Source organism: Microcoleus sp. FACHB-831, from assembly GCF_014695585.1.
Taxonomy (GTDB): domain Bacteria; phylum Cyanobacteriota; class Cyanobacteriia; order Cyanobacteriales; family FACHB-T130; genus FACHB-831.
This window is the reverse complement of record NZ_JACJON010000042.1, coordinates 1-21,671: the sequence shown is the minus strand read 5'-3', so window position 1 is coordinate 21,671 and position 21,671 is coordinate 1. Positions and strand designations below refer to the sequence as shown.

At 42.7% G+C, this 21,671-nt stretch carries 12 protein-coding genes and 1 CRISPR repeat array; of the genes, 2 read left to right on the top strand and 10 right to left on the bottom strand.

Annotated features, from left to right (window positions below; translation table 11 throughout):
- Window positions 1–44 precede the first annotated feature (44 nt).
- Window positions 45–1,082, top strand: a complete 1,038-nt coding sequence (locus H6F77_RS11535) for an ABC transporter permease (RefSeq protein ID WP_190488560.1) — start codon at window positions 45–47, stop codon at window positions 1,080–1,082.
- Window positions 1,083–1,103: 21 nt separating this feature from the next.
- A CRISPR array of direct repeats spans window positions 1,104–5,668; the repeat unit is 37 nt; unit sequence GTTTCAATCCCTGATAGGGATTTTGATGAATTAGCAC.
- Between the two features lie 252 nt (window positions 5,669–5,920).
- Here H6F77_RS11535 and cas2 read toward each other — a convergent pair.
- From cas2 to cas3, 9 genes are all read right to left on the bottom strand, one after another.
- A complete protein-coding gene (cas2, locus tag H6F77_RS11530; RefSeq protein WP_190488558.1) occupies window positions 5,921–6,196 on the bottom strand; it encodes a CRISPR-associated endonuclease Cas2 in 276 nt (91 codons plus the stop codon).
- A 19-nt stretch (window positions 6,197–6,215) separates the two neighbouring features.
- The gene (gene cas1d, locus H6F77_RS11525; protein ID WP_190488548.1) at window positions 6,216–7,220 is read right to left on the bottom strand and encodes a type I-D CRISPR-associated endonuclease Cas1d; all 1,005 of its coding nucleotides are present in this window, start codon (window positions 7,218–7,220) and stop codon (window positions 6,216–6,218) included.
- A 101-nt stretch (window positions 7,221–7,321) separates the two neighbouring features.
- On the bottom strand, window positions 7,322–7,915 hold the full coding sequence (gene cas4, locus H6F77_RS11520; RefSeq protein WP_190488546.1) for a CRISPR-associated protein Cas4: 594 nt from the start codon (window positions 7,913–7,915) through the stop codon (window positions 7,322–7,324).
- A 107-nt stretch (window positions 7,916–8,022) separates the two neighbouring features.
- Window positions 8,023–8,862, bottom strand: coding sequence for a CRISPR-associated endoribonuclease Cas6 (cas6, locus tag H6F77_RS11515; protein ID WP_190488544.1), 840 nt, complete (start codon window positions 8,860–8,862; stop codon window positions 8,023–8,025).
- Between the two features lie 44 nt (window positions 8,863–8,906).
- Entirely contained in the window at window positions 8,907–9,611 is a 705-nt protein-coding gene (gene cas5d / locus H6F77_RS11510) for a type I-D CRISPR-associated protein Cas5/Csc1 (protein WP_190488542.1), read from the bottom strand.
- 5 nt (window positions 9,612–9,616) lie between these two features.
- A complete protein-coding gene (gene cas7d / locus H6F77_RS11505) occupies window positions 9,617–10,651 on the bottom strand; it encodes a type I-D CRISPR-associated protein Cas7/Csc2 (protein WP_190488540.1) in 1,035 nt (344 codons plus the stop codon).
- A 157-nt stretch (window positions 10,652–10,808) separates the two neighbouring features.
- Window positions 10,809–14,186 (bottom strand): type I-D CRISPR-associated protein Cas10d/Csc3, encoded by a 3,378-nt coding sequence (cas10d, locus tag H6F77_RS11500; RefSeq protein WP_190488538.1) that lies wholly within the window; start codon window positions 14,184–14,186, stop codon window positions 10,809–10,811.
- 480 nt (window positions 14,187–14,666) lie between these two features.
- Window positions 14,667–15,242, bottom strand: coding sequence for a hypothetical protein (locus tag H6F77_RS11495; protein ID WP_190488536.1), 576 nt, complete (start codon window positions 15,240–15,242; stop codon window positions 14,667–14,669).
- Complete coding sequence (cas3, locus tag H6F77_RS11490; protein ID WP_190488534.1) at window positions 15,230–17,410, bottom strand: type I-D CRISPR-associated helicase Cas3'; 2,181 nt, start codon at window positions 17,408–17,410, stop codon at window positions 15,230–15,232. The genes H6F77_RS11495 and cas3 overlap by 13 nt, the downstream gene beginning before the upstream one ends.
- 125 nt (window positions 17,411–17,535) lie before the next feature.
- On the opposite strand from cas3, the gene H6F77_RS11485 reads away from it, so the two are divergent.
- Window positions 17,536–18,405, top strand: coding sequence for a helix-turn-helix transcriptional regulator (locus H6F77_RS11485; protein ID WP_190488531.1), 870 nt, complete (start codon window positions 17,536–17,538; stop codon window positions 18,403–18,405).
- A gap of 89 nt (window positions 18,406–18,494) precedes the next feature.
- Here the strand turns inward: H6F77_RS11485 and H6F77_RS11480 are convergent.
- The coding region (locus H6F77_RS11480) for a trifunctional serine/threonine-protein kinase/ATP-binding protein/sensor histidine kinase (protein ID WP_190488529.1) at window positions 18,495–21,671 on the bottom strand (3,177 nt) is incomplete at its 5' end.

The following is a 21,671-nucleotide window of genomic DNA, read 5'->3' as shown; positions in this document are numbered from 1 at the left end:
TGAGTAGAGGGCGATCGCAGGGGAACTGCTAATCTTCAGTAATTATGCAAGTTAATCGAATTAAACCTGTTTTGTTGCCTGTTATATCGCCCCTAGTAGCGATCGCGCTTGCTCTACTCGTCGGTGCTATCTTAATTTGGCTGGCAAAAGCTAACCCCATTTCTGCTTATAGCATTCTGTTTCAAGAATCTCTCGCCAACTACTACGGCTTTGGAAATACTATCGCCAAAACCGCGCCGTTACTGTTAGCAAGTCTGGGAGTACAGCTAGCTTTGCGTGCGGGTTTGTTCAATATTGGCGGCGAAGGGCAAATTTATATGGGTGGGCTGGGTAGCGCCTTAGTAGGATTGTATTTAAAGGGATTACCCGGATTTATTCATCTGCCACTTGCACTCTTGGGAGGATTTTTTTTAGGCGCAATTTGGGGTGTAATTCCGGGTTATCTTAAAGCCGTGCGCGGTGTAAATGAAGTGATTACTACGCTTTTACTTAATTATGTGGCGCTGAATTTTATAGGATATTTGGTTAGTAATCCTTTGAAGGAACCGGGTGCGCCGAGTGCTTATTCAGGGCTAATAGCACAATCTGCTCAGTTGCCTATTATTATGCCCCAAACTCAAGCGCATGCGGGTATTTTTATCGGGTTAATTGCTGCGGGATTGCTGTGGATATTAGCGCGATCGCCTCTAGGATACCAAATCGAAGCGGTAGGTTTAAATCCAACTGCGGCGCGTTACGCGGGGATGTCGGTTGAACGCACGATTATAATTGTGATGGCGCTAGCTGGAGGTTTAGCGGGGTTAGCTGGTGCGGGTGAAGTGATGGGTTTGAAATATCGATTATTCGATCGCTTTTCACCTGGATATGGATTTGACGCGATCGCGATCGCGCTTCTCAGTCGTGGTAATTTAGCTGGTATCCTGCTTACTTCTCTATTCTTCGGCGTCCTCCGCAGCGGCGCCAATGTCATGCAGCGCAGCGCCAATGTTCCTGTTACTGTCGTTTACGCCATCCAGGGGTTAACTGTTTTATTCATTGCGATAAGTTTTGCAATTGAGCGTCAAATTAAAGTTAAAAATTAAGTTATCAGTTATCGGTTATTAGTTTCAATCCCTGATAGGGATTTTGATGAATTAGCACGCTACGAAACGACGGCCCCAGAGCGGACAGAAAAGTTTCAATCCCTGATAGGGATTTTGATGAATTAGCACTTGTAAATTCAGCGCTGGCGATCGAGTTGTCGATGTTTCAATCCCTGATAGGGATTTTGATGAATTAGCACCAACCAACCCTCGCCCAACCAACTAGCCCTGTTTGTTTCAATCCCTGATAGGGATTTTGATGAATTAGCACGAACTACATAAGCAAGGGAAGCTCACCGACTTAATGTTTCAATCCCTGATAGGGATTTTGATGAATTAGCACGCTTTAGTGCAGAGGAGATTAGCGAAATCTTCCAAGTTTCAATCCCTGATAGGGATTTTGATGAATTAGCACGATCGCACCATCACTCTAGTGCCATCTATAGCTTTGTTTCAATCCCTGATAGGGATTTTGATGAATTAGCACTCGCGTTGGGTTTAGCGGCAGCGGCAGCGAGTGCGTTTCAATCCCTGATAGGGATTTTGATGAATTAGCACTGGAGACAGCATCCAGTCCGAGGCCGAGTATGAGGTTTCAATCCCTGATAGGGATTTTGATGAATTAGCACTTCTGCCTTTTGATGCGAAAGCAGGTCAATATCTTGTTTCAATCCCTGATAGGGATTTTGATGAATTAGCACTTAGTACGTGGAGTGCTTCAGTAATCAATTCCCGGTTTCAATCCCTGATAGGGATTTTGATGAATTAGCACACGGTACCAACGATTAGTAACTGGGAATCTGGAAGTTTCAATCCCTGATAGGGATTTTGATGAATTAGCACGCTAACTACACAGCCCAGATAGAGAAACAATCTCGTTTCAATCCCTGATAGGGATTTTGATGAATTAGCACTTCCGCTCGACGAGCAATCCTTCCAGATGGGCGAGTTTCAATCCCTGATAGGGATTTTGATGAATTAGCACTTGCTGCACTTCGCCCCTGATTCGTTTGCTCTGCGTTTCAATCCCTGATAGGGATTTTGATGAATTAGCACAAGGCAAGATCATTGCTTATTACTTAGATAAAAGTTTCAATCCCTGATAGGGATTTTGATGAATTAGCACGGAAGTTGATGATTTAGTTGAGCTTTACCGAAAAAAGTTTCAATCCCTGATAGGGATTTTGATGAATTAGCACGCGAGCTTATGCCAGTCTCAGAGGCTAGGGCGCCGTTTCAATCCCTGATAGGGATTTTGATGAATTAGCACGGAAGCATAGCTCGCGCTTAGACCTGCTACAGCGCGTTTCAATCCCTGATAGGGATTTTGATGAATTAGCACAGATCTGTTGACGATCTTTTCTTCATCAACTTTGGTTTCAATCCCTGATAGGGATTTTGATGAATTAGCACCAGAGAGCAATTTTATGTACTTTCACGGCAGATTGGTTTCAATCCCTGATAGGGATTTTGATGAATTAGCACTACTCCTCAAGTTGCAAGGAGGGCGTTTAAGGCAGTTTCAATCCCTGATAGGGATTTTGATGAATTAGCACTTCCTAATAAAGACATCAACTTGTGATTCGTTTTGTTTCAATCCCTGATAGGGATTTTGATGAATTAGCACGGTAAATCATTCTGGCATCCAGCAATAGCCTTAGCGTTTCAATCCCTGATAGGGATTTTGATGAATTAGCACAATGGTGGAAGTCTTAACCCAGATTTGTAGATCTAGTTTCAATCCCTGATAGGGATTTTGATGAATTAGCACGGATGTGTTTTTTCGCGCTTTTGATTCTAAATCTAATGTTTCAATCCCTGATAGGGATTTTGATGAATTAGCACTCCTAGAAACTCACACCCTCGCCATCAATGGCGACGTTTCAATCCCTGATAGGGATTTTGATGAATTAGCACAACATACTTTTTAGCCTATGCCGTGAAAAGTAATAGTTTCAATCCCTGATAGGGATTTTGATGAATTAGCACTTGATGTTGTTTATTTAGTAAGAATCATGGATGAGTTTCAATCCCTGATAGGGATTTTGATGAATTACCACATAACGAGTCTGCGGCCTACGACAACTTCTGAACCCGTTTCAATCCCTGATAGGGATTTTGATGAATTAGCACTTTATCACGATATTTGGCAGCGAGATCCCGCCAAGGTTTCAATCCCTGATAGGGATTTTGATGAATTAGCACGATTCAGAGATATTACCCAGCAGAGATCCCGCCAAGGTTTCAATCCCTGATAGGGATTTTGATGAATTAGCACGTGAGTCTGAGTCTGTTTCCGGCTCCCGCGATTGGTTTCAATCCCTGATAGGGATTTTGATGAATTAGCACGTCTGGTGATACACCATCAACTGGCTTGCCCTGCACCGTTTCAATCCCTGATAGGGATTTTGATGAATTAGCACGGAAACATAGACGCTCCTGGCGTCGTAGGTAAAGGTTTCAATCCCTGATAGGGATTTTGATGAATTAGCACGAGCAATCCACTAGAGAGAGGAGGGAGATTAATCCGTTTCAATCCCTGATAGGGATTTTGATGAATTAGCACTTGAGGCAGAGCTAAAAGCAACGCTGCAACTGATGGCGTTTCAATCCCTGATAGGGATTTTGATGAATTAGCACGTTAAAGCGATGCCTGCGATCGCGACTAATCTGCCGTTTCAATCCCTGATAGGGATTTTGATGAATTAGCACCCTGAAATTGATATCCCCTGTCTAACTCTGTATAAGTTTCAATCCCTGATAGGGATTTTGATGAATTAGCACGATACAGATGTAATGGTATCCTTTGGGGTGATTAGTTTCAATCCCTGATAGGGATTTTGATGAATTAGCACGCATTTCCTATACTTGCTTCCCTATTGCCTCGCTGTTTCAATCCCTGATAGGGATTTTGATGAATTAGCACAATAATCTTCCTCCCGGAAGCCGCTACAGATTTAGTTTCAATCCCTGATAGGGATTTTGATGAATTAGCACTCTTTAATGCTTCCCTGCCCTGCTTTCCTCCTAAGTTTCAATCCCTGATAGGGATTTTGATGAATTAGCACTAGAAAAAAGGTTTCTATAGCATCATCAGCATTTAGTTTCAATCCCTGATAGGGATTTTGATGAATTAGCACTAGGTGGGCAACAAGGCAAGCAAGCTTTGAAGCAGTTTCAATCCCTGATAGGGATTTTGATGAATTAGCACTCACAACGCCTTGCGGATAGGCGTTGTAACTGATGTTTCAATCCCTGATAGGGATTTTGATGAATTAGCACACGGAATTATTTGAAAGCATTAAAGCTTTTACGCCTGTTTCAATCCCTGATAGGGATTTTGATGAATTAGCACGGGCTAAATCAACATCATGGCTACGATATGCCTCTGGTTTCAATCCCTGATAGGGATTTTGATGAATTAGCACTACATAGTTACTACCTAGAGCCATGAAACTACAAGTTTCAATCCCTGATAGGGATTTTGATGAATTAGCACAGCTTCTATTACTATTGATCCTAGTAATTTATGGCTAGGTTTCAATCCCTGATAGGGATTTTGATGAATTAGCACAGGTGTTGAGCTTCAGATTCAAATAGCTCTAATTGTTTCAATCCCTGATAGGGATTTTGATGAATTAGCACCTGTAGCATGGGTAGCAATTTGCGATCCGCGAGATGGAACTGTTTCAATCCCTGATAGGGATTTTGATGAATTAGCACATGGAATGATGGCTGCTTATAATTGCTCTTTCACTGGTTTCAATCCCTGATAGGGATTTTGATGAATTAGCACTGGCCTTTTGTCTACCCAAGTTGGAAGCTAAATTACCTCGTTTCAATCCCTGATAGGGATTTTGATGAATTAGCACTCATCAATGCCAGCAAGGGCGGCAACTTTCAGCGTGTAGTTTCAATCCCTGATAGGGATTTTGATGAATTAGCACCTGTTTTCCCGCGCCGCGCCCGTTACAGCTAAACGTTTCAATCCCTGATAGGGATTTTGATGAATTAGCACAGAATTCCACACCGTAACCTTTCGTGGCAGCATTCGTTTCAATCCCTGATAGGGATTTTGATGAATTAGCACGCTAGAGGTGTCAGACTGGATCGAGGCAGCAGTTGTTTCAATCCCTGATAGGGATTTTGATGAATTAGCACTGTTCTTTGATTGGAGTAACCGAGTTCTCTTCAGGTTTCAATCCCTGATAGGGATTTTGATGAATTAGCACTATTCCCGCCCCTTCGGGGGTTTACTCACAAATAGTTTCAATCCCTGATAGGGATTTTGATGAATTAGCACAATCGTGGATGGGAATTGCTAAGCCTGAAGCTGTGTTTCAATCCCTGATAGGGATTTTGATGAATTAGCACAAGTGGTGCAACGTATCGACCAAGCAGTAATGCGTTTCAATCCCTGATAGGGATTTTGATGAATTAGCACGGACGCGATCGCTGTTGCCGCTTGCTGAGTTGGTGGTTTCAATCCCTGATAGGGATTTTGATGAATTAGCACTATTAAGATTGGCTATCCAGTAGAAGAAATTCAGTTTCAATCCCTGATAGGGATTTTGATGAATTAGCACCGCGCGAAACTGAAAAGCCAGTTATATTTAGTTTTCAAGGTACGATTGCGCGAATCAAGAGCGATCATAACACAGAGACTACAGCTCCTAATAGCACCCTTGAGAATTTTTCCGGTAAACCTCAGATTATCAAGCATTACAGTCGTTGCGCGGATCTTCTTAGGGCGTCTATAACACGAAACCCTTAGCAGGCAATTAATTCGCTCGCATTTCTAGAAACCCTTCTCCTCAACACCTACCCACCCGCGCACTTCAACATAAAAACATCGTGTCATCGCGTAGTTGTTCGCCGCCGATGCGTTCCACCTTACCCTGACAACAGCCACAAAGAAAGTAAAAGCGAACGCTATCAGTGTCAGATTTAATTAGTTTAGCTAAACGCGATCGCAACTTGGCATACTGAGTCTCCGTCAATTCCCGACACTCAAATACGCTCAACTGCACCCACTCTCCATAAGACTTGAGTATCGAATGAATCTTAGTACGACGCTTATCCTCTGGAATGTCGTAACTGACAACAACATGCATAATAAATAACAACAACTCCTTATTTCAACACCAACGGTGGATATTTATCTATTTCACCCATCAGATACTTTGCCAGTAACCGGGATTGAATTTCAAAGGCTTCTTGGTAAGTGCATTGACGCCCCATAACTGGATGTTTAAACTTCGATTGTTTCTTCACTTCATAAGCCCTTAAAAATGTATGCAATCCCTCCTTCGCTAAAGAAACAGCACCCGAAATCGGTTCCGTAGTAAAATCATCAGGCGCGAGCGATCGCTTGTTTATTAGCGATAGCACGACCGCATCCACCACTAGGGGGCGAAACTCCTCCATCAAATCCAAAGCTAAAGAAGGTCTGCCATAACGTTCTACGTGCAAATATCCTAAATAAGGATCGAAGCCAACAATATTAACCGCACCCTGAACATCGTGGCGCAGTAACGAATAGCCAAAGCTAAGTAAAGCATTAACCGGATCGGTTGGAGGGCGGCGGCGTCTCGCTTCAAACTGAAATAACGAACCTTTGATCAATTGGTCGAAACAACCAAAATAGGCAGCACTGCCAGCCCCTTCCAAACCTCTGAGAGAATCAATACTAGCAGTGCGGTCGATGGGAGCGATCGCAGCATCTAATCTGGCGATTTCTGCCGATAAATTAATATTAGGAGATTCCCGTTCTTTCCGCAATAAACTATTGCGGTAATTCTTCAATTTCCCCCTCACGAAACCCCGCACCACATGAACTGCTCGTGAAGATTCTCCCGCCGCTTGCCACTGCGCTTTTCGCACAAAAATATTTTTAGTAACTTCCGGTTCCAACCGCCCCAAATAGCGACCGTTCTGAGTCAGAAAACTTAAAGGAATGTGGCGTTCTAAAAGCTCTGTCACTACAGCAGGCGAGACCGTAGCCCGACCTAACACCACAACGCCCTCAACCTTAAGTAGCGGTACATCCAAGAGCGTTTCTTTATTAGCTTTAACACTCAATCGTTCATCTATTTTGCCGATAAAAGCATCAGCTTGCGTAACGTAAACTGTTCCCATGATACATTCTCCTTCACAACTTCTACAAGTTGCCTTTACACTGAAAAAACTAAATTTATCGAACTACCTACAACCAGCAGTTTTCGCAATACAAAATTTTACTAACTCACTTCTTGATAACGCGCAACTTTGTCAACTGCCCCAGGCAAACATTGCGAGTAAAGACTGCATCCTTTACAGCGTTTGTCGTAAACAGGCTTAGGCATTTCTCCTGTTTGCAGCAAAGTTAATACAGCTTGAATTGTAGCGATCGCGCTTTGTCGCAAATCGCTAGAAATTTCTACCCTTTGACGTTGGTGCGATCGCGCATAATAAACATAGCCAGTAGTAATAGTTTGCCCCGTCATCTCTTCAAGACATAACGCTTGGGCGCAAACTTGCAACTCATCGTTATCCCATTCTCCCCGAAAACCGCGCTTGTATTCCACTGGATACAACTGACCTGATTGGCATTCAATCAAATCTGATTTACCAATAAGCTTGTATTTTTCTGATTTAAGCCAAATTGCCCGAACTTGCCAAACTTCCTCGCGATTTCCTTCACCAAAACTGTGTACGCGATCGTGCAAACTTGTGCCTTCTATCGTATATTGGTTTTCGGTAAATTCACCAGCACAGAACATCCGCCAGCAGCGATGCGGACAGTAAGAATATTGGTTCAATGCAGCGATGGGGATATATTCCAAGTCATTCATATATTTTTGCAACTCACTAGATTTAGACAAAGAATGTGATTTTTTGCAAGTAAATATATGCGGTCATCCGCTTGAAATTTATAGTATGTATTGAAAAGAATTAATTACTATCTAGAATAATGCAGCCGTCGTAGCATACCCATGCCCATCGGTGTCTTTCTGCCAACGCCGCTGTAGAGAGCAAAATCAGCCAAAGCATTAATCTGCTTAATTGCAATTGGTTCAACATCTCCCAGCAAACGATAGCTAACTTCTCCTACAATGCCGATAAACTTGCTGCGCGAGTCAGCAGTAATTTCGGTGCGGATATCAACAAAATTAGGAAAAACTGCCTCAATTGGGATATTAGATAATTCAATGCCGCTGTATTTGTGCCATCGATTCAAGAGACTATTAAACACGCATTCTCGCGTAGGGAGAGTAGTATCGTACTGCCCCTGTCGGAAAGCAGTAGGAGTGGCAAAAGAGAAAGGAATAGTGCGATCGCTATCAGACGCCTGCTCGTACAATTGAGCATAAGTAATAGCATTTGCCCAAGGTTGAGTAGATTGGGGTGTTCCCTGAATGCTAGTAATATATAAGTCAGCGGGACCGAGATGCCAAGGGTGACTGGGGTTAAGATTGAGCCACAGATGAGTAAGTTGGCTAAATAAAGTGTCATCTAACAAAGAGATGCGCCACCAGCAAGGAGTGCCACCAGGGATTGCTAGTTGATGTTCCCATTGCAAGTTATGGTTTTTTCCGATAATGCGCTTGGGCTGTTTGCACGCTTGCAAAGGACTGAGGGTGAAAGCTTTATCAGCAGCTGCATCGTGCAAGCGTTCGCCCAACGTTCTGTCCACCGAACTAACGAGAGTTAAGAAAAGGGCGTGTAAATGCCTCCCCGTCAAAAACTGTGGAGGAATTGGCGATTGGGGAAGTAGGTTAAGAACTAGGCTATGAGGCATATTTATATACTCCTATATAGCAGCTCAAAAAGTCAAAGTAATTGTCACCCCTTAAAGCGATAGTGCATTCGTGCGGGAATTTTTAGCTTACCAAATTGATAGAATTCTCCTTGTATTTTTACATTTTGAATTAGGCTAACTGGTGGCATATTTATGACATCGTAGCTAAACACCTGATGCGTAAACATCACATCTAGAGGGTTGAGCGGGTATGGAAAAGTAAACTGTTGCTCGTTATTGGATGGCTTAACTTCCTGCGTTTCAACAATCTCTATATGTGCTTTGCTCATCCATTTACCCAGACGAATCCAGCGGGGCAGTGCAAGAGACTTTTGGGCAATGGCAAAAAACTCAAATTTGCTTTCGGGGGCAATCTCTTTGGCTCTGCCAAAACTGGGGATATTTTTCTGAGTTTTTTCCATCTCAACGTGGTAGTTATTGTTAGCGTATTTCCAAGTATTGAGCGTAGTTGAGTGGGAGAGCGATCGCGCTGGTGTTAAATAAATTCCCTGTTGATTTAGCGGCGTTAAATGCTCCTCATATTTGGGTATTTGTTCGCGACAAAAGTAGCGATAGGAGTGTTCTTCGGTAACATTGGTGGAGTAGACTTCGCTATCCACCAACCCTAGCGCATAACAGAGAGCGTAGTTGTGAATAACTGGCTCAGTTTCGTAGAGTCGCCCGATCTCCCTCGTGGCATAATAGAGGCTATCGTGCAACTCTAACTGGCAGCGATGAATTATTGTCATCAATGTTACCCTGCCTTTGCAGATTTTCCAGCCTTAGCTTTTTCACCTTCAGGCTTCAGTTTGATATGCTTTTTAGCATAGGCTTTAGCTTCGCTATCAGCCTGCTGCAAAATTTGCTTAATACCATCTTCACTTCCTGTCAGAGATTTTACCTCAGTTAACAGAGAAGTAAAGCGATCGCCGACAAAATCTGTATGCACAATAAACTCTTCAGACATTAACATTTCAATGGCACTTTTAGCAGCCGCGATCGCATCATCTTCATTCAGCGGATCGCGGGAGTTTATTTTATTGTCGGCTTGCAGTTTGTCGTATATAGCTTGCGTCCACCGCAGGTTACTGGTAATTTCTCCATCTGCGAATACTACACCTACTAACTCATTCCTGACTCGACCAGTGCGCGTAGTTTGTGCGCCGTAGTGTCGCGTTCTGAGGATGTTGTTTAAAACATACAAAAAGCCAGCCTCTGTTGGGTCTTTTAAGGTGACGATACTAGGAAAAAAAACTTGTGGTTTAATGTGGTCTTGCTGGTTAATTCGGCTGGTAATTTCACCTAGTTTAGAATCTGCCTCACCCTTTGATGCCATTGTGCCGTTTTCATAGGGAGCATTGAGGGTGAAAGTTTCGTGAGATTCATCAAAAGATGTAATTGAAAATGCTGTATCGACTACTACTTTGGATTTTTCCGAACCAGAATCGCTAATAGCAAATCCATAGATAATACAGTCAGGATTATTCATTGCGAACTTGACGTTATATTCGCAATCCTCAGCAGTCATTAGTCCATAGTTTCGCAGCAATTCCCGACCGACTAAACGTTCTGGAGTGGATTGTTTGCGTTTAAACATAGTCAGACGGCTGATAGGTTTTTGGTCTTTTATACCAGATCGCACCCGTGCCTTGTTGAGTTCTCCATCTGTTTGAAATAAGGGATAGGATTCGGTGATCCGCAGTGTGAGGAAGTGAACATACTTACCCATAGGCTTGTAGGGAATTTCGGCGTGAAAGAACTTAGCGTCAACACTTTTCAGAAAACTCATAGTTTTGTCTCCAGATATTTCTTATTTTCTCGTTACCAGGCTGGAGCCTGGGAATGCTTCTTTTGGAGGCAGGAGCCTCCAGCTTAATCAAAAGAGGCAGAGCCTCTACTCTTTCGTTACCAGGCTCCAGCCTGGTAACGAGAAATTAACCGAGAAATTAATCTTCTTCATCCTGTGAATCATCACGAGATATTTCATCTCTAGCCCGACTTTCTTTGTCATCTTCGAGGCGATATAAAAATTCGCAAGTATCTCGAATTAGGTTAATTTGACGCCCTGCTAAACGAGCGCGATCGCCTGCAAAAGACTTTTCAAATACCTCTTCAACAAAGTACCGAGCAAAATCTAAAATTGCTTCTCGTTCTTCCTCTCGCTTTTTGAATATCCAGCGTCCTTCAGCGGTGGAGGAATGCACTCGATCCAACAACTTAGAAACTTCAGCAGCAACAACAGCAACTAAGGCTTCACCCTGAAAACTTGGATCGGCTTCAAGAATTGTTTTAGACGCAATATCAATAGGTTTCAACACAGCATTTGCTTTAGGGTTATATCGCTTATTTGCTCTGTAAAACTTGCGATACAATTCCGTCAGCTTTTTGGGATGATTTAGACTTGATTCTTCTCCCACTATCAATTCCTCCGTTTCTGGATTATATCTTGCATAAGGATCGAAGCAGGGATAGAAATGATAGGCATAGAGTTTTACCTTATCAATTCTAGGTGCATCGATTTTTTGACGGCGAATCCACTTATTTAAGTAAGCGAACACGTATAGCGAATTTGTTTCAAAATCTTTCGCTAGTTCGGTAAATTTTCCCCAGTTGGAGTCATAACCAGTTTTTCCTTGTCGTGCATTAACATCAAGATGAATGGCATAAGCTGCTGTTAATACATTGAGTGGCGCGGGATAAGACTTGCCATTTTCATTCCAGCCTTCTAAGATGTAGTCGAGCCGGAAGCGATCGCGCTTTGTCAAAACTCTAAAAGCTTGCGGCGCACTATCAATAAATACGCTTTCCTCAAACTCTGCCCCATCATTAAATGGTGGTATGGGAGACTCTGAAACCACTGTTTTGACATCCAGAATCATCGGGAAAGCAAAAGCTAACCAGGTAGGCATTACCCAAGATTCCGTATCCGTCCCATCTCGTCCTGGAGGTAATGCCATGAAGTAGAATGTCAAAGGCTGGTCTTCTGGGTAGGAGAGCTTGAAGGTACGATCTTTCCCTGGTTCGATGTTTTCATCAATTAGGAAAGCATCTACACTTTGATAGCGATCGCGCTCAAAGTTCGCTTGCAAATCCTTACTGATAAAGTGGTCGCGGATGCTAGTATCAAAGCGAGTTTGAGCAATACCGCTGTACGCCTTTTGCAGAAAATTGTTAGTTTCTGGCGTGAAGTAATAAGTAGGATAAAAATAGAGATAGCGATATTTGCCATCTTCAAATCTCTTACCTACAGCTTGAGTTTGATTCATCAAGATTTGCCGCAACATTATCTCAATTCCAGCAATACTAGAGATGTTGCGTTTGGCATTAGAACCTCCCAACATCTGTTTATTGGTATAAACTTGAGGCGTGAATAAAACGGCTGACTCCATTTGCTCTGTCACCGTGTAAGCAGAATGGGAAATAGAGCAAATTAGTTGTCTTCCTCGTCCCTGTTTCTTGGCTAGCTGGTAGCGTTCTAACTCGTCTAAGAATACTTCAGAGGGATCTGCTGTCGTAGATGGCGTTTTTCCTGGTAGCATGACAACTCGCGTTACCCAAAGCCGCAAATCATCCCAACCATCGGGCAATTTGTATTGAGCGATAATGGGTTGAATTAGTTGGGAAATGTGAGCGATCGCGCCTTCACAAATCTCGCGTACATCCTCAACTCCTGGATGAAATTCTAGATACTTTGCAGCCAAATAATACCACTCATAGGGAACGCCACCAGTGTTACCTTTAAGCTTGTGTTCCTTGAGACTTTCATTAATTCGCTGAATTTCTTTGATTGCTGGCAGATACTCCGACAAATTCCATAATTTAGCAATTTCTTCGACAATATCGAGATGGGGTAATGCAGGGATTTTTTTATCTTTCTTGCGTTCAATTTCGATTTGATTAACTTGTTCTCCCCAAATCTTGCGACCGATCAGATCGCCGAATTCAGCAATCTGGTCAATCCGCATATCGTCTGTAAAACTAAAATTGTAATCCGCTGATAAAATTTCCTGGCGCTGATATTTTATCAAGTTATCGCTGCGGCTTTTAGCAACAGAAATTTTACCCGGATTTAGAATCCTCAGTGTTGCGCTGAGTGCGACTTGCATCAAACCTGGCGCATCAAAAAACAGCGTGTAATAATCAGCATATTTCATGCCTTTGCCATCTCTACCAAAGCCAGTTTGCCGCGATCGCAACTGACTGGCGCACAGGTTTTTAATCTTGCTAACAACTCGTTCTGGTAAATCTTCAACTGGAACTGATGGAGCATCCCGTCTTGCTAAGTAGATTACTCCTGTTGGTAGATATAGCAGCGGTTCGTAGTAGGTGCAATCGTCGGTATTAAGGCTGATGTGAGCCTCCATACAAGCGTTATTTACTACGTTTGTTAGTACGCCTCGGTTTTCAGAAATTCTGTGGTAAGTGAATTTTAATTGTCCATCACTGAGACTATGGATTAACTCGTTTAGCTTTGTATCTTCTGCATCTTGGGGATGTTTGACAATTGAAGCCAAAGAATCTGCTAGACAAGTTAAGTCAGCAAGACAGCGGAGAGTGCGATCGCGCAATACTGGATTTAACCCAAACTCGGAAAAATTCCAATTAGTATCATAACGCCGCTGGGCATTATAAGCTAAACACAGTAAATCATCTATATACTCCCGATATGCTTCCAAGTTGTCAGGATTGATGAAGCGATCTAAACCCAATTGACGCACTTTTTCATCAATAATTTGACGATGCTTTTCTAGCGGTAATTTGCGACAATCACCTGGCACATCAGGGAATTTTTCAAAGTCATGCAAAATAAACCCAGCAATTACCAGCCTTCGTTCCAGTTCACCCACCACCCGCCGCACGGTAGTGTTGAGTTTTTCCAGCCGTTGCTCTATTAAGTTAGCTGGAAACAGTCCATTGAGTAAATGGGTATTGAGCGATTGATCGCCTGCATTGTCCCGTCGAACTCTATCTTTTCCTTCTGCTTCATTTTTGCGATCGAGTTCATCAAAAAACTTACCACCTTTTGCAGTAACGCCAATTGCCACCCGCAGCAAATTTGGTAAGACATACTCCGCGAAGTCACTCATTACGCGATCGCCTGGATTCTGAGTCTGAATCGCCTCTCGCAATAGTTTGAGTGTTAGTAACTCGCTCTGTTTAGGTTCGATGGTGCGATCGCTGCTTTCAAAGCTGGAACCTAAATCATCATCTTGCAACCAATCTTCTTGTGAATCTGATGATTCACAACAATTAACATAACGTTCTGCATCAAATAGAGATAGCTGTTTTTCTTGTTCATCAGAATGTTTATGTTTATTAGCCATTCTCAGCCTCTAATGAATATAAGTAATCGAGCGCTTGCCTTTAATAAATCGGATAATTTTGCATAATTATCTGACTTGCTGCGTAAACTTGTACTGTGTCTATTTCTTCGTAAAGGTGAACCAGGCGATTTTACAAACTGCCTTGTAATTATTCCCCAACGACTAACCTCTATAAAGGTTTCATAGTTACTTCCTGGGGGAGCTATTTTTATTTTTTTTTAAAACTGCCTTATGACGGATTTATTCATCGTAGAGTGCAGGAAAACACCAGTTACTTTTGGCATTGATATGACCTGTGGCCCGGAAACCGAAGAGAACTACCAGTTTTAGATAAGGAACTTTCTCAGCAAGTTGTGGAGAAAGTGCTTTTAATTCTTATAGTGATAGTGTATTCATTGCGGTTTATGTTCTAATTGCTTAAATCTTGACAAAGAGGGGGCTTTTGAATTGATTAATTTTCAGCCCCCGTTTAGCTAAGAGTTATGCAGCTAATCTCATCAGCTCTCTAGGAGTCTTGTAAGGCTGCTGCGGAAACAAATCGAGTTCTAGCTGTTCACAATCGATACTTTGCTGAATCTCCTCGAACGGCTTTTCCTCACCATCACTTGCAGTAGGCTGCTCAGATGTGTAAGCACGCAGATCGAAGAGTTCCAGCTGCTCATAGTTGCCCATGTAGCGGAACCTCCATTCATTTTTTGTGAATTGTGACTTCTCGCTTAAGAAGGGCATGGAAGCGTCAGAAAAGGGCACAAATGCCGTCCAACGAATTTCCGTCTCTGTACTTAAGGGCTGATGCCACTGCTTAGATGGTAGCACTGCTGTAAATAAATACAGTTTCGGAAGACAGTAATATACTCTAAATTTATTGACTAACTTACGCCAAGTTGGTGTAAGCTCAAAATAAGCGGGCAAATTCAATGTCGCCTTCCGATCTTCGATCCACCGAAAATCCCTATCAGGGATTGAAATTTCCGCCACTGAATTTATGGGCTGATGCCCCCTCGCTGTAAACCAGTAACCAAAATCCCTATCAGGGATTGAAACTAGGCGAACCATGCTTCACCTCCCTTGCTCTTGAGCCAGTATGTGAGCGTATCTACCAGCAAAGCTGATTGACCAAAGGCAATAGAATAAGGTGCAGTTGCATCGTGAAAACTGTAACGATCGCTAATGGGATAAATTGCAAAGTGCATGGGGAGACGCAAGCGCGATCGCACTTCCGCGACGGGACGACGTAGCACATAACTGACTAAACCTTGGTTCTTCAGCTGCTTGTTAATTTCACCAATCCAATAATTCTCAGGTTGCCAAACCTCAATCCCAGCCAAAACCTGAACCTTCCAAGCATCTGCGATCGCATCCAAATTACCTGAATAGGTAAATTTCCAGTTCAAACGCTCCTCGCGATAAGAACGCAACTTCATAAATGCAAGACAGTAATCAAACCTCCCCTTAGCAATAGGATGTTCTGTGCGTTCAGCAGTTTGGAGGAGCGATCGCATAAACCCCTCTTTAGTCATCACCTCGATTTCCAGATTGCTCAAAATTCCCGGTAAATCGTAGGTTTTAAATCTGTCTCCCTCCTTTGCCTCTGTTAGATCGTAAATACCACACTGGAGAGGATTAGAACCTCGGAAACTATAAGCATCTTCCGCAATAAGGTTTCCTTTTTTCCCTGACAGTTGTTGCCACTCATTCCCCCACTTCTTAACTTCACCTGCAACTTTACCCAAGCTAGTTTTAAATACTAGCTGACACCCTGCCCGAAATGCCTCCTGACTGCCTGCATACTGTTGTTTAATCGTAGGATGCCCTAATTTACAGCACAGACTAACTGACTGCACTGCTCCCCAGCGAGAGTAATATCCTCGAAAATCATTAATTTGTCGATATTTCTCACTAATTTGGGCGTGAAAAAAAGGACGATCGTAAATACCCTCTGACTCTAGGGGTGGAGATTCACCGAGAAACAGTCTTTCTACTAAAAAGTTGGGAGTTAATGCGTAAGCTGTAAATTTCTCGAAAGTAACCTTTTTCCCATGACGCTCATAATCATCATGCCGTCCTAATCTTCCTAAACGCTGGATGAAGTTCCCTGCATCTGCTGATTCAAAGATTAAAAAATTTATCTTAAAATCAACCCCCACATCGATTGTGCTGGTTCCGAAAACTAGATCTGCTTGTAGCGATCGCTCTTTCTCTTCTTTCCCAGATAATCCCGTATTCTCCCCAACTACCAAACCATACGGCTGCAACAATTCTCTAAAAAAGGGCGTAAGACGCTTCACCGCTGCAATCGAGTTGAGGATAATTGCTCCTTTGCTACCAGGATATTGTTGAAAATGAGCCAGGATGCGATCGCTGTTTTCTTTCAGCCAAGTTTCAGAAGCCTTAGAAGTTGGTGACAAGGGAACAAACTCAAGAATAATTTCCCGCGATACCTGTCGCCATCCTTGCAATTGCAACTCCTTACATTGCTTTTGAGTATCTGGAAATTGGTATTTATTTTCTTCAATTGGATTAATTTGTCGGCAACGAAACCCCGCTAGTTGCAATCGCTCAATAAGCTGTTCGTTCGGCGTCGCTGACAGAAAAAGAAACTTTTTGCGCCTGTTAGTATGGCGTATTAACAGCATTGTGTTGATGACGCTAGCAATCTGGGGGGCAGCAAAAACGTGAAATTCATCAAAAATGAATAAGTCAAAATCCTTGTCTATTCGCCCCCACAGTTTGTCCGGACTATCTTTGGGGTTTAGATAAACACCTCGATGCAGATAGTGAAAAATATCTGGATTAGTTAGCAAAATTTCAGATTGCCCCGACCGACTAGCGATCGCAGCAGCTTTTTTTAAGCCCTCCTGCGCGGCGTAGATTTCTAAATCTTGCCCGCTAAGTCGCACAACACGCGGCTCATTAGGTGGCTGAAATTGCTTAACGTAGCCCTTAATTTGAGTCTCCTGATCGCGGGCAAGTTCGTTAGTGGGATACAGCGCGATCGCCGAAATATTGCCTTGTAATGTCTCCAGATAAGCTGCCAAACTTTTGCCATCGCCAGTCACGGCTGTATTGGACACCACATCAATTTCTGGAGCGCGCAGTGCTTTCAACGTTGCTACCTGATGCCAGGAAAGTGACCAGCCATCTGGCAGCTTCACGCCCAAAGGCTGTTCATCAGCAGGGTAAGAATAAATCGGTCTAAGAGTTATGGAATATACGGATGTCATCTGTTTGTCCGTATCTAAAATTTATTTGTCCGTGTTTGTTGGACTATTACACTATGGCAGACAAAATAGAAATTAGCAAGGACAAAATCTAAATTTGTCCGTATCAAATTGAGAGAGGAGAGCTAGTGAGCCGAAAAGGTCAGTCGATTACTTTGTCCATCTCCGACCAAGACAAAGCCCAACTAGAAGCGATCGCTCGTGAATTGGGCATGATGCGGGGCGATCGCCCCAATATCTCTGGATTAGTGGAAGCGATCGCTCGTCAGCAATTCTTAGTTGCGCCAAACAACGACTGGTCAGAAACTCGTATTCAAGCACTTGCACAGGCTGTCCACAGCTTGACTGATGCTGGACAAATTGAGGAAGCTACAAAAATTGCGAGTTTGCTACTCGAACGCAGTGAACTATCTATTCCTCTAAGAAAACAAATAGAAGACTTCCTAAAGACCCCGCCCGCAGCTTGGCGATTAGAAATCGAACCCTACATCCGCCGCCAGCAGCCTTTTCAACTTGTCTACCGCGATGCCGCCGACCGCCCCTGGAGTTTCACAATTCGCCACGCCCAGATTACCTTCCACGAAAAACGGGAATATCTAGACTGTTGGTGCGATGAAACAGAAGGAAATCAAGACTTACCAGAACTGCATCACAACTGGTGCCTCCGCTTGGATCGCATTCCGCCAGGGGCTGCGATCGTACCTGTGGAAGGACAGTGGCGTTCTGGTCTAAGTCAGCTCGAAATTGAGATGCATCTTTTTGGTGGCTTAGCCTTCGCCTATAAAGCCAAACCTGCGGATATCAAGAATGACTGGTTGAGAGACCAACCAAAAGTTCGACAGGTAGTTCGGCAGATTTCCAATACCTTCTGGTTTTTCCGAGAAGTGTTGAGGTATGGGAAAGATTGTGTTGTCGTGTCCCCAGAAAGCGTGCGCGATCGCATGAGACAAGAAGTGCGATCGCTCTGTTCTCAGTACGCTCTGGAAGTCCGGGATTAGTAGCGGGGCATCAAGGCGATCGCTAAAATTATTGACAATAGCGATCGCCTTTTATCTCACAAACAAAACAAGCCTACTTGAGCAGATATTTAATGTTGCTGACGTATTGGAATCTCAACAACAAACTCCGTCCCTTCCCCAACTGTTGAGACACACTGCAACTGACCGCCATGTTTTTCCACAACAATCTGGTAGCTAATTGCCAAGCCCAATCCCGTCCCTTTACCAATAGGTTTTGTTGTAAAGAAAGGGTCGAATACCCGTTTCTTCACCTCTTCCGTCATGCCGCAGCCATTATCGGCAATGCCTATTAAAACCCGCCCTCCGTCTGTAACACAAGTGCGAATCCGAATCGTAGGTAATTTGTAATTAATAATTGAGGTTGCCTCGCTACCGTTCGCAACACTCCGCGATTGGCCATTAGAACTTTCTTCACCTCGTTCTGAGAAATTCGGGCAAGATGCTTGCGCTATTGCCTGGTAATTCCCCATTACCCTTCCATCGCTACCTACTTCTTCGAGAGTATCGATTGCATTAGCCAAGAGATTCATCAATACTTGGTTGAGCTGACCAGCATAACACTCGACTGGCGGCAATTGGCCATACTCTTTGATTACCTTAATAGCGGGACTGTCTGTTTTAGCTTTCAAACGACTTTGCAGAATCAGCAACGTGCTATCTATACCCTCGTGAATATCGACGGCTTTCATTTCTGCTTCATCAAGACGCGAGAAGTTTCTCAAGCTAAGAACAATTTGGCGTATTCTGTCAGCCCCCACCTTCATTGATGACAGTATTTTAGGCAAATCTTCAACCAGGAAATCTATTTCAATTTCCTCAGTCTCCTCTTGAATCTCAGAAACCGGATTGGGATAGTGCTGGGCATACAGTTGCACCAGATTTAGCAGGTCTTGAGTATATTCATTAACGTGGACAAGATTGCCGTAAATAAAGTTAACTGGGTTATTAATTTCGTGGGCAACACCAGCCACTAATTGACCCAAGCTAGACATTTTTTCATTCTGGATCAATCGCGTCTGAGTGCGTTGCAGTTCGTTTAGGGTTTGGGATAATTCTTGCGTCCTCTCTTGCACTTTCTGTTCCATAGAAGCATAGAGCAGAGCATTTTCCAGAGAAATAGCTGCCTGAGCAGAAAGTAGTTTTAAGACTTCTAGCCTATCGGGAGTAAACGCGCCAACAGTTAAATTATTTTCCAAGTAAAGGATAGCAACTAATTGACCTTGATTAAGTATGGGGCTGCATAAGACAGACTTCGACTTATTTAAAGCAATGTATGGGTCATTGGCAAATCTGGCCTCGCTACCAGCATCACTGAGAACTACATCCGAGTGAGTTCTCTTTACATAATTAATTACTGTCAGGGGCAAATTTTCGCAACCATGAAGCGGAGTAGATTGCTGGACGACTACCTCTTTTGAATCAACCGATGAAGAAGCTTCTATGAGCAGTTTTCCCTCTCTAGCCAAGATAAGTAAACCTTTTTGTGCCCCGGCATTTTCTATTGATATTTTCATCAAAGAAGCCAGTAACTTATCCAGGACAATTTCACCAGCGATCGCCCCGCTAGCTTTCATTACCGTTGCTAAATCTAACGCATTAGAACTACTGCCAGTAGAAGAACGATGGGTAGTAGTAACTCCGGTGTCTTTAATGCGAAGCGATGTAGATGTTCGGGTAATAAGGTGCGGATATTTTTCTTCTAAATCTTCTACTTTGCGTTTAGCGCCCCACCGTTGGTATGCATAATAAGCTTCTGTCATGTGAGCTTTGGCATACTTCTCTTTTCCTTTACCTAGCCAGAACTTAGCAGCTAGTTCATTTCCTAAAGCTTCATTCTGAACAAAGCCGTTAGATGAGGCTGATTCAATAGCGCGATCGTACAATTCTATTGCTTCTAAATCCTTGCCATTAATGCGGGCAATTTCAGCTTCTACTAAGAGGTATTTATGGAGAAAGTTTTCAGTGCAATTATCCGCCCAAATCTTCATCTGTTGTTGATTAGCTGCCAATGTCTCCAAATATTGTTTTTGTTGTGATTCTGAAGCTGTTGGATATACCGCAGTTAAAATGAGTGAATAGTAAAAATTATGATGAGAGCTAGAAATGTGACCCATAATGTAATTAATTATGTCTAAGGATAAAATAGCCCATTCCAACGCTTCATTAGGTTTTTCATACATATACAAAAGTTGGGCTTTTAAAACATGATATTCGCAGATAGCTGCCATGCTTTTATGCTGATAAAAAGTCTCCACCTGTTGGGCTTCGCTAATTTCATCGTCTTGCCCTATTAGACTCAATACAGCTAGCTTATTCGCCGATATAATATCAGTTGCCCATTGATTTTTAGTTTTTTGGCAAACTAGCATGAAATTTGATATTTCTGATAAAATATCTTCCAGATTTATTCCCTGATAGAATAAAGTCATTGTTTGAAACATACGGTTGTACCCTGTCCATTGTAAATTTCCGGATTGCAACCCTACTTTATAAGCTTCGCTATTAATAGCATTAGTAATTTTTATATGTTTTATCCAACAACTCAAGTAATTGGCAAATATAACATTATCTTGACAATTCTGTGATAAATTATTAGAATTTTCGCTTAGTTGTATAGCTAGCTTACCAAACTCAAAAGCCGATTTATAATCACCCAAAATTGCGCTCAATATAATTCCATAACAAGAGTAGCCATACGACCCTTCTGCTACAAACCCATATTTAAGAGAAAGATTAATTGCTTTAGCTACCGTTAACTTCCATAGTTCTTGAGAGGAAACAAAGGTCAACGGCCCCATATTACCTAACAACTTTAAGGCAAGTTTTTTATCATCATCTTTCATCTTTTCTCCGTTAATCAAAGAAGCAAGTTTTTTGTTTTCTAAATTTGCTTTTGCTTCAGCAAGTTCTACCATAACTGCTGTGGGCAAGTCGTCTTGCGGCAAGTCTATCCCTAGCAAGCTAAGAGCTTTTAGCCCTGCTTGAATAGCCTCTGAATATTTTGCAGTCAGGGTATATTGTACAATCAGCATATTGTAAATTTCAGCTTTCTCAAGGGCGGATTTTGCTTGAGATAAAGTAATTTCAATTAATACTTCTGATCGAGCAAAGTTGCCTTTTAAATATTCAACGTCTGCTAGTTCTTTATGCAGAGTAAAGGCTAGCTCATAGTGTTGTAGCCAAATCTCACCAGGTAAACTATCGAGGCTAGCAATTAAGTATTCCCTAGCGGCGGTATAAGCAGT

Excerpts from the sequence above, each read along its gene's own strand:
- H6F77_RS11535 (WP_190488560.1), top strand. The coding sequence starts at position 45 with ATGCAAGTTAATCGAATTAAACCTGTTTTGTTGCCTGTTATATCGCCC.
- cas4 (WP_190488546.1), bottom strand. The coding sequence starts at position 7,915 with ATGAATGACTTGGAATATATCCCCATCGCTGCATTGAACCAATATTCT.
- H6F77_RS11495 (WP_190488536.1), bottom strand. The coding sequence starts at position 15,242 with ATGGTTCGCCTAGTTTCAATCCCTGATAGGGATTTTGGTTACTGGTTT.
- cas7d (WP_190488540.1), bottom strand. The coding sequence starts at position 10,651 with ATGAGTTTTCTGAAAAGTGTTGACGCTAAGTTCTTTCACGCCGAAATT.
- cas3 (WP_190488534.1), bottom strand. The coding sequence starts at position 17,410 with ATGACATCCGTATATTCCATAACTCTTAGACCGATTTATTCTTACCCT.
- cas5d (WP_190488542.1), bottom strand. The coding sequence starts at position 9,611 with ATGACAATAATTCATCGCTGCCAGTTAGAGTTGCACGATAGCCTCTAT.
- cas10d (WP_190488538.1), bottom strand. The coding sequence starts at position 14,186 with ATGGCTAATAAACATAAACATTCTGATGAACAAGAAAAACAGCTATCT.
- cas1d (WP_190488548.1), bottom strand. The coding sequence starts at position 7,220 with ATGGGAACAGTTTACGTTACGCAAGCTGATGCTTTTATCGGCAAAATA.
- cas6 (WP_190488544.1), bottom strand. The coding sequence starts at position 8,862 with ATGCCTCATAGCCTAGTTCTTAACCTACTTCCCCAATCGCCAATTCCT.
- cas2 (WP_190488558.1), bottom strand. The coding sequence starts at position 6,196 with ATGCATGTTGTTGTCAGTTACGACATTCCAGAGGATAAGCGTCGTACT.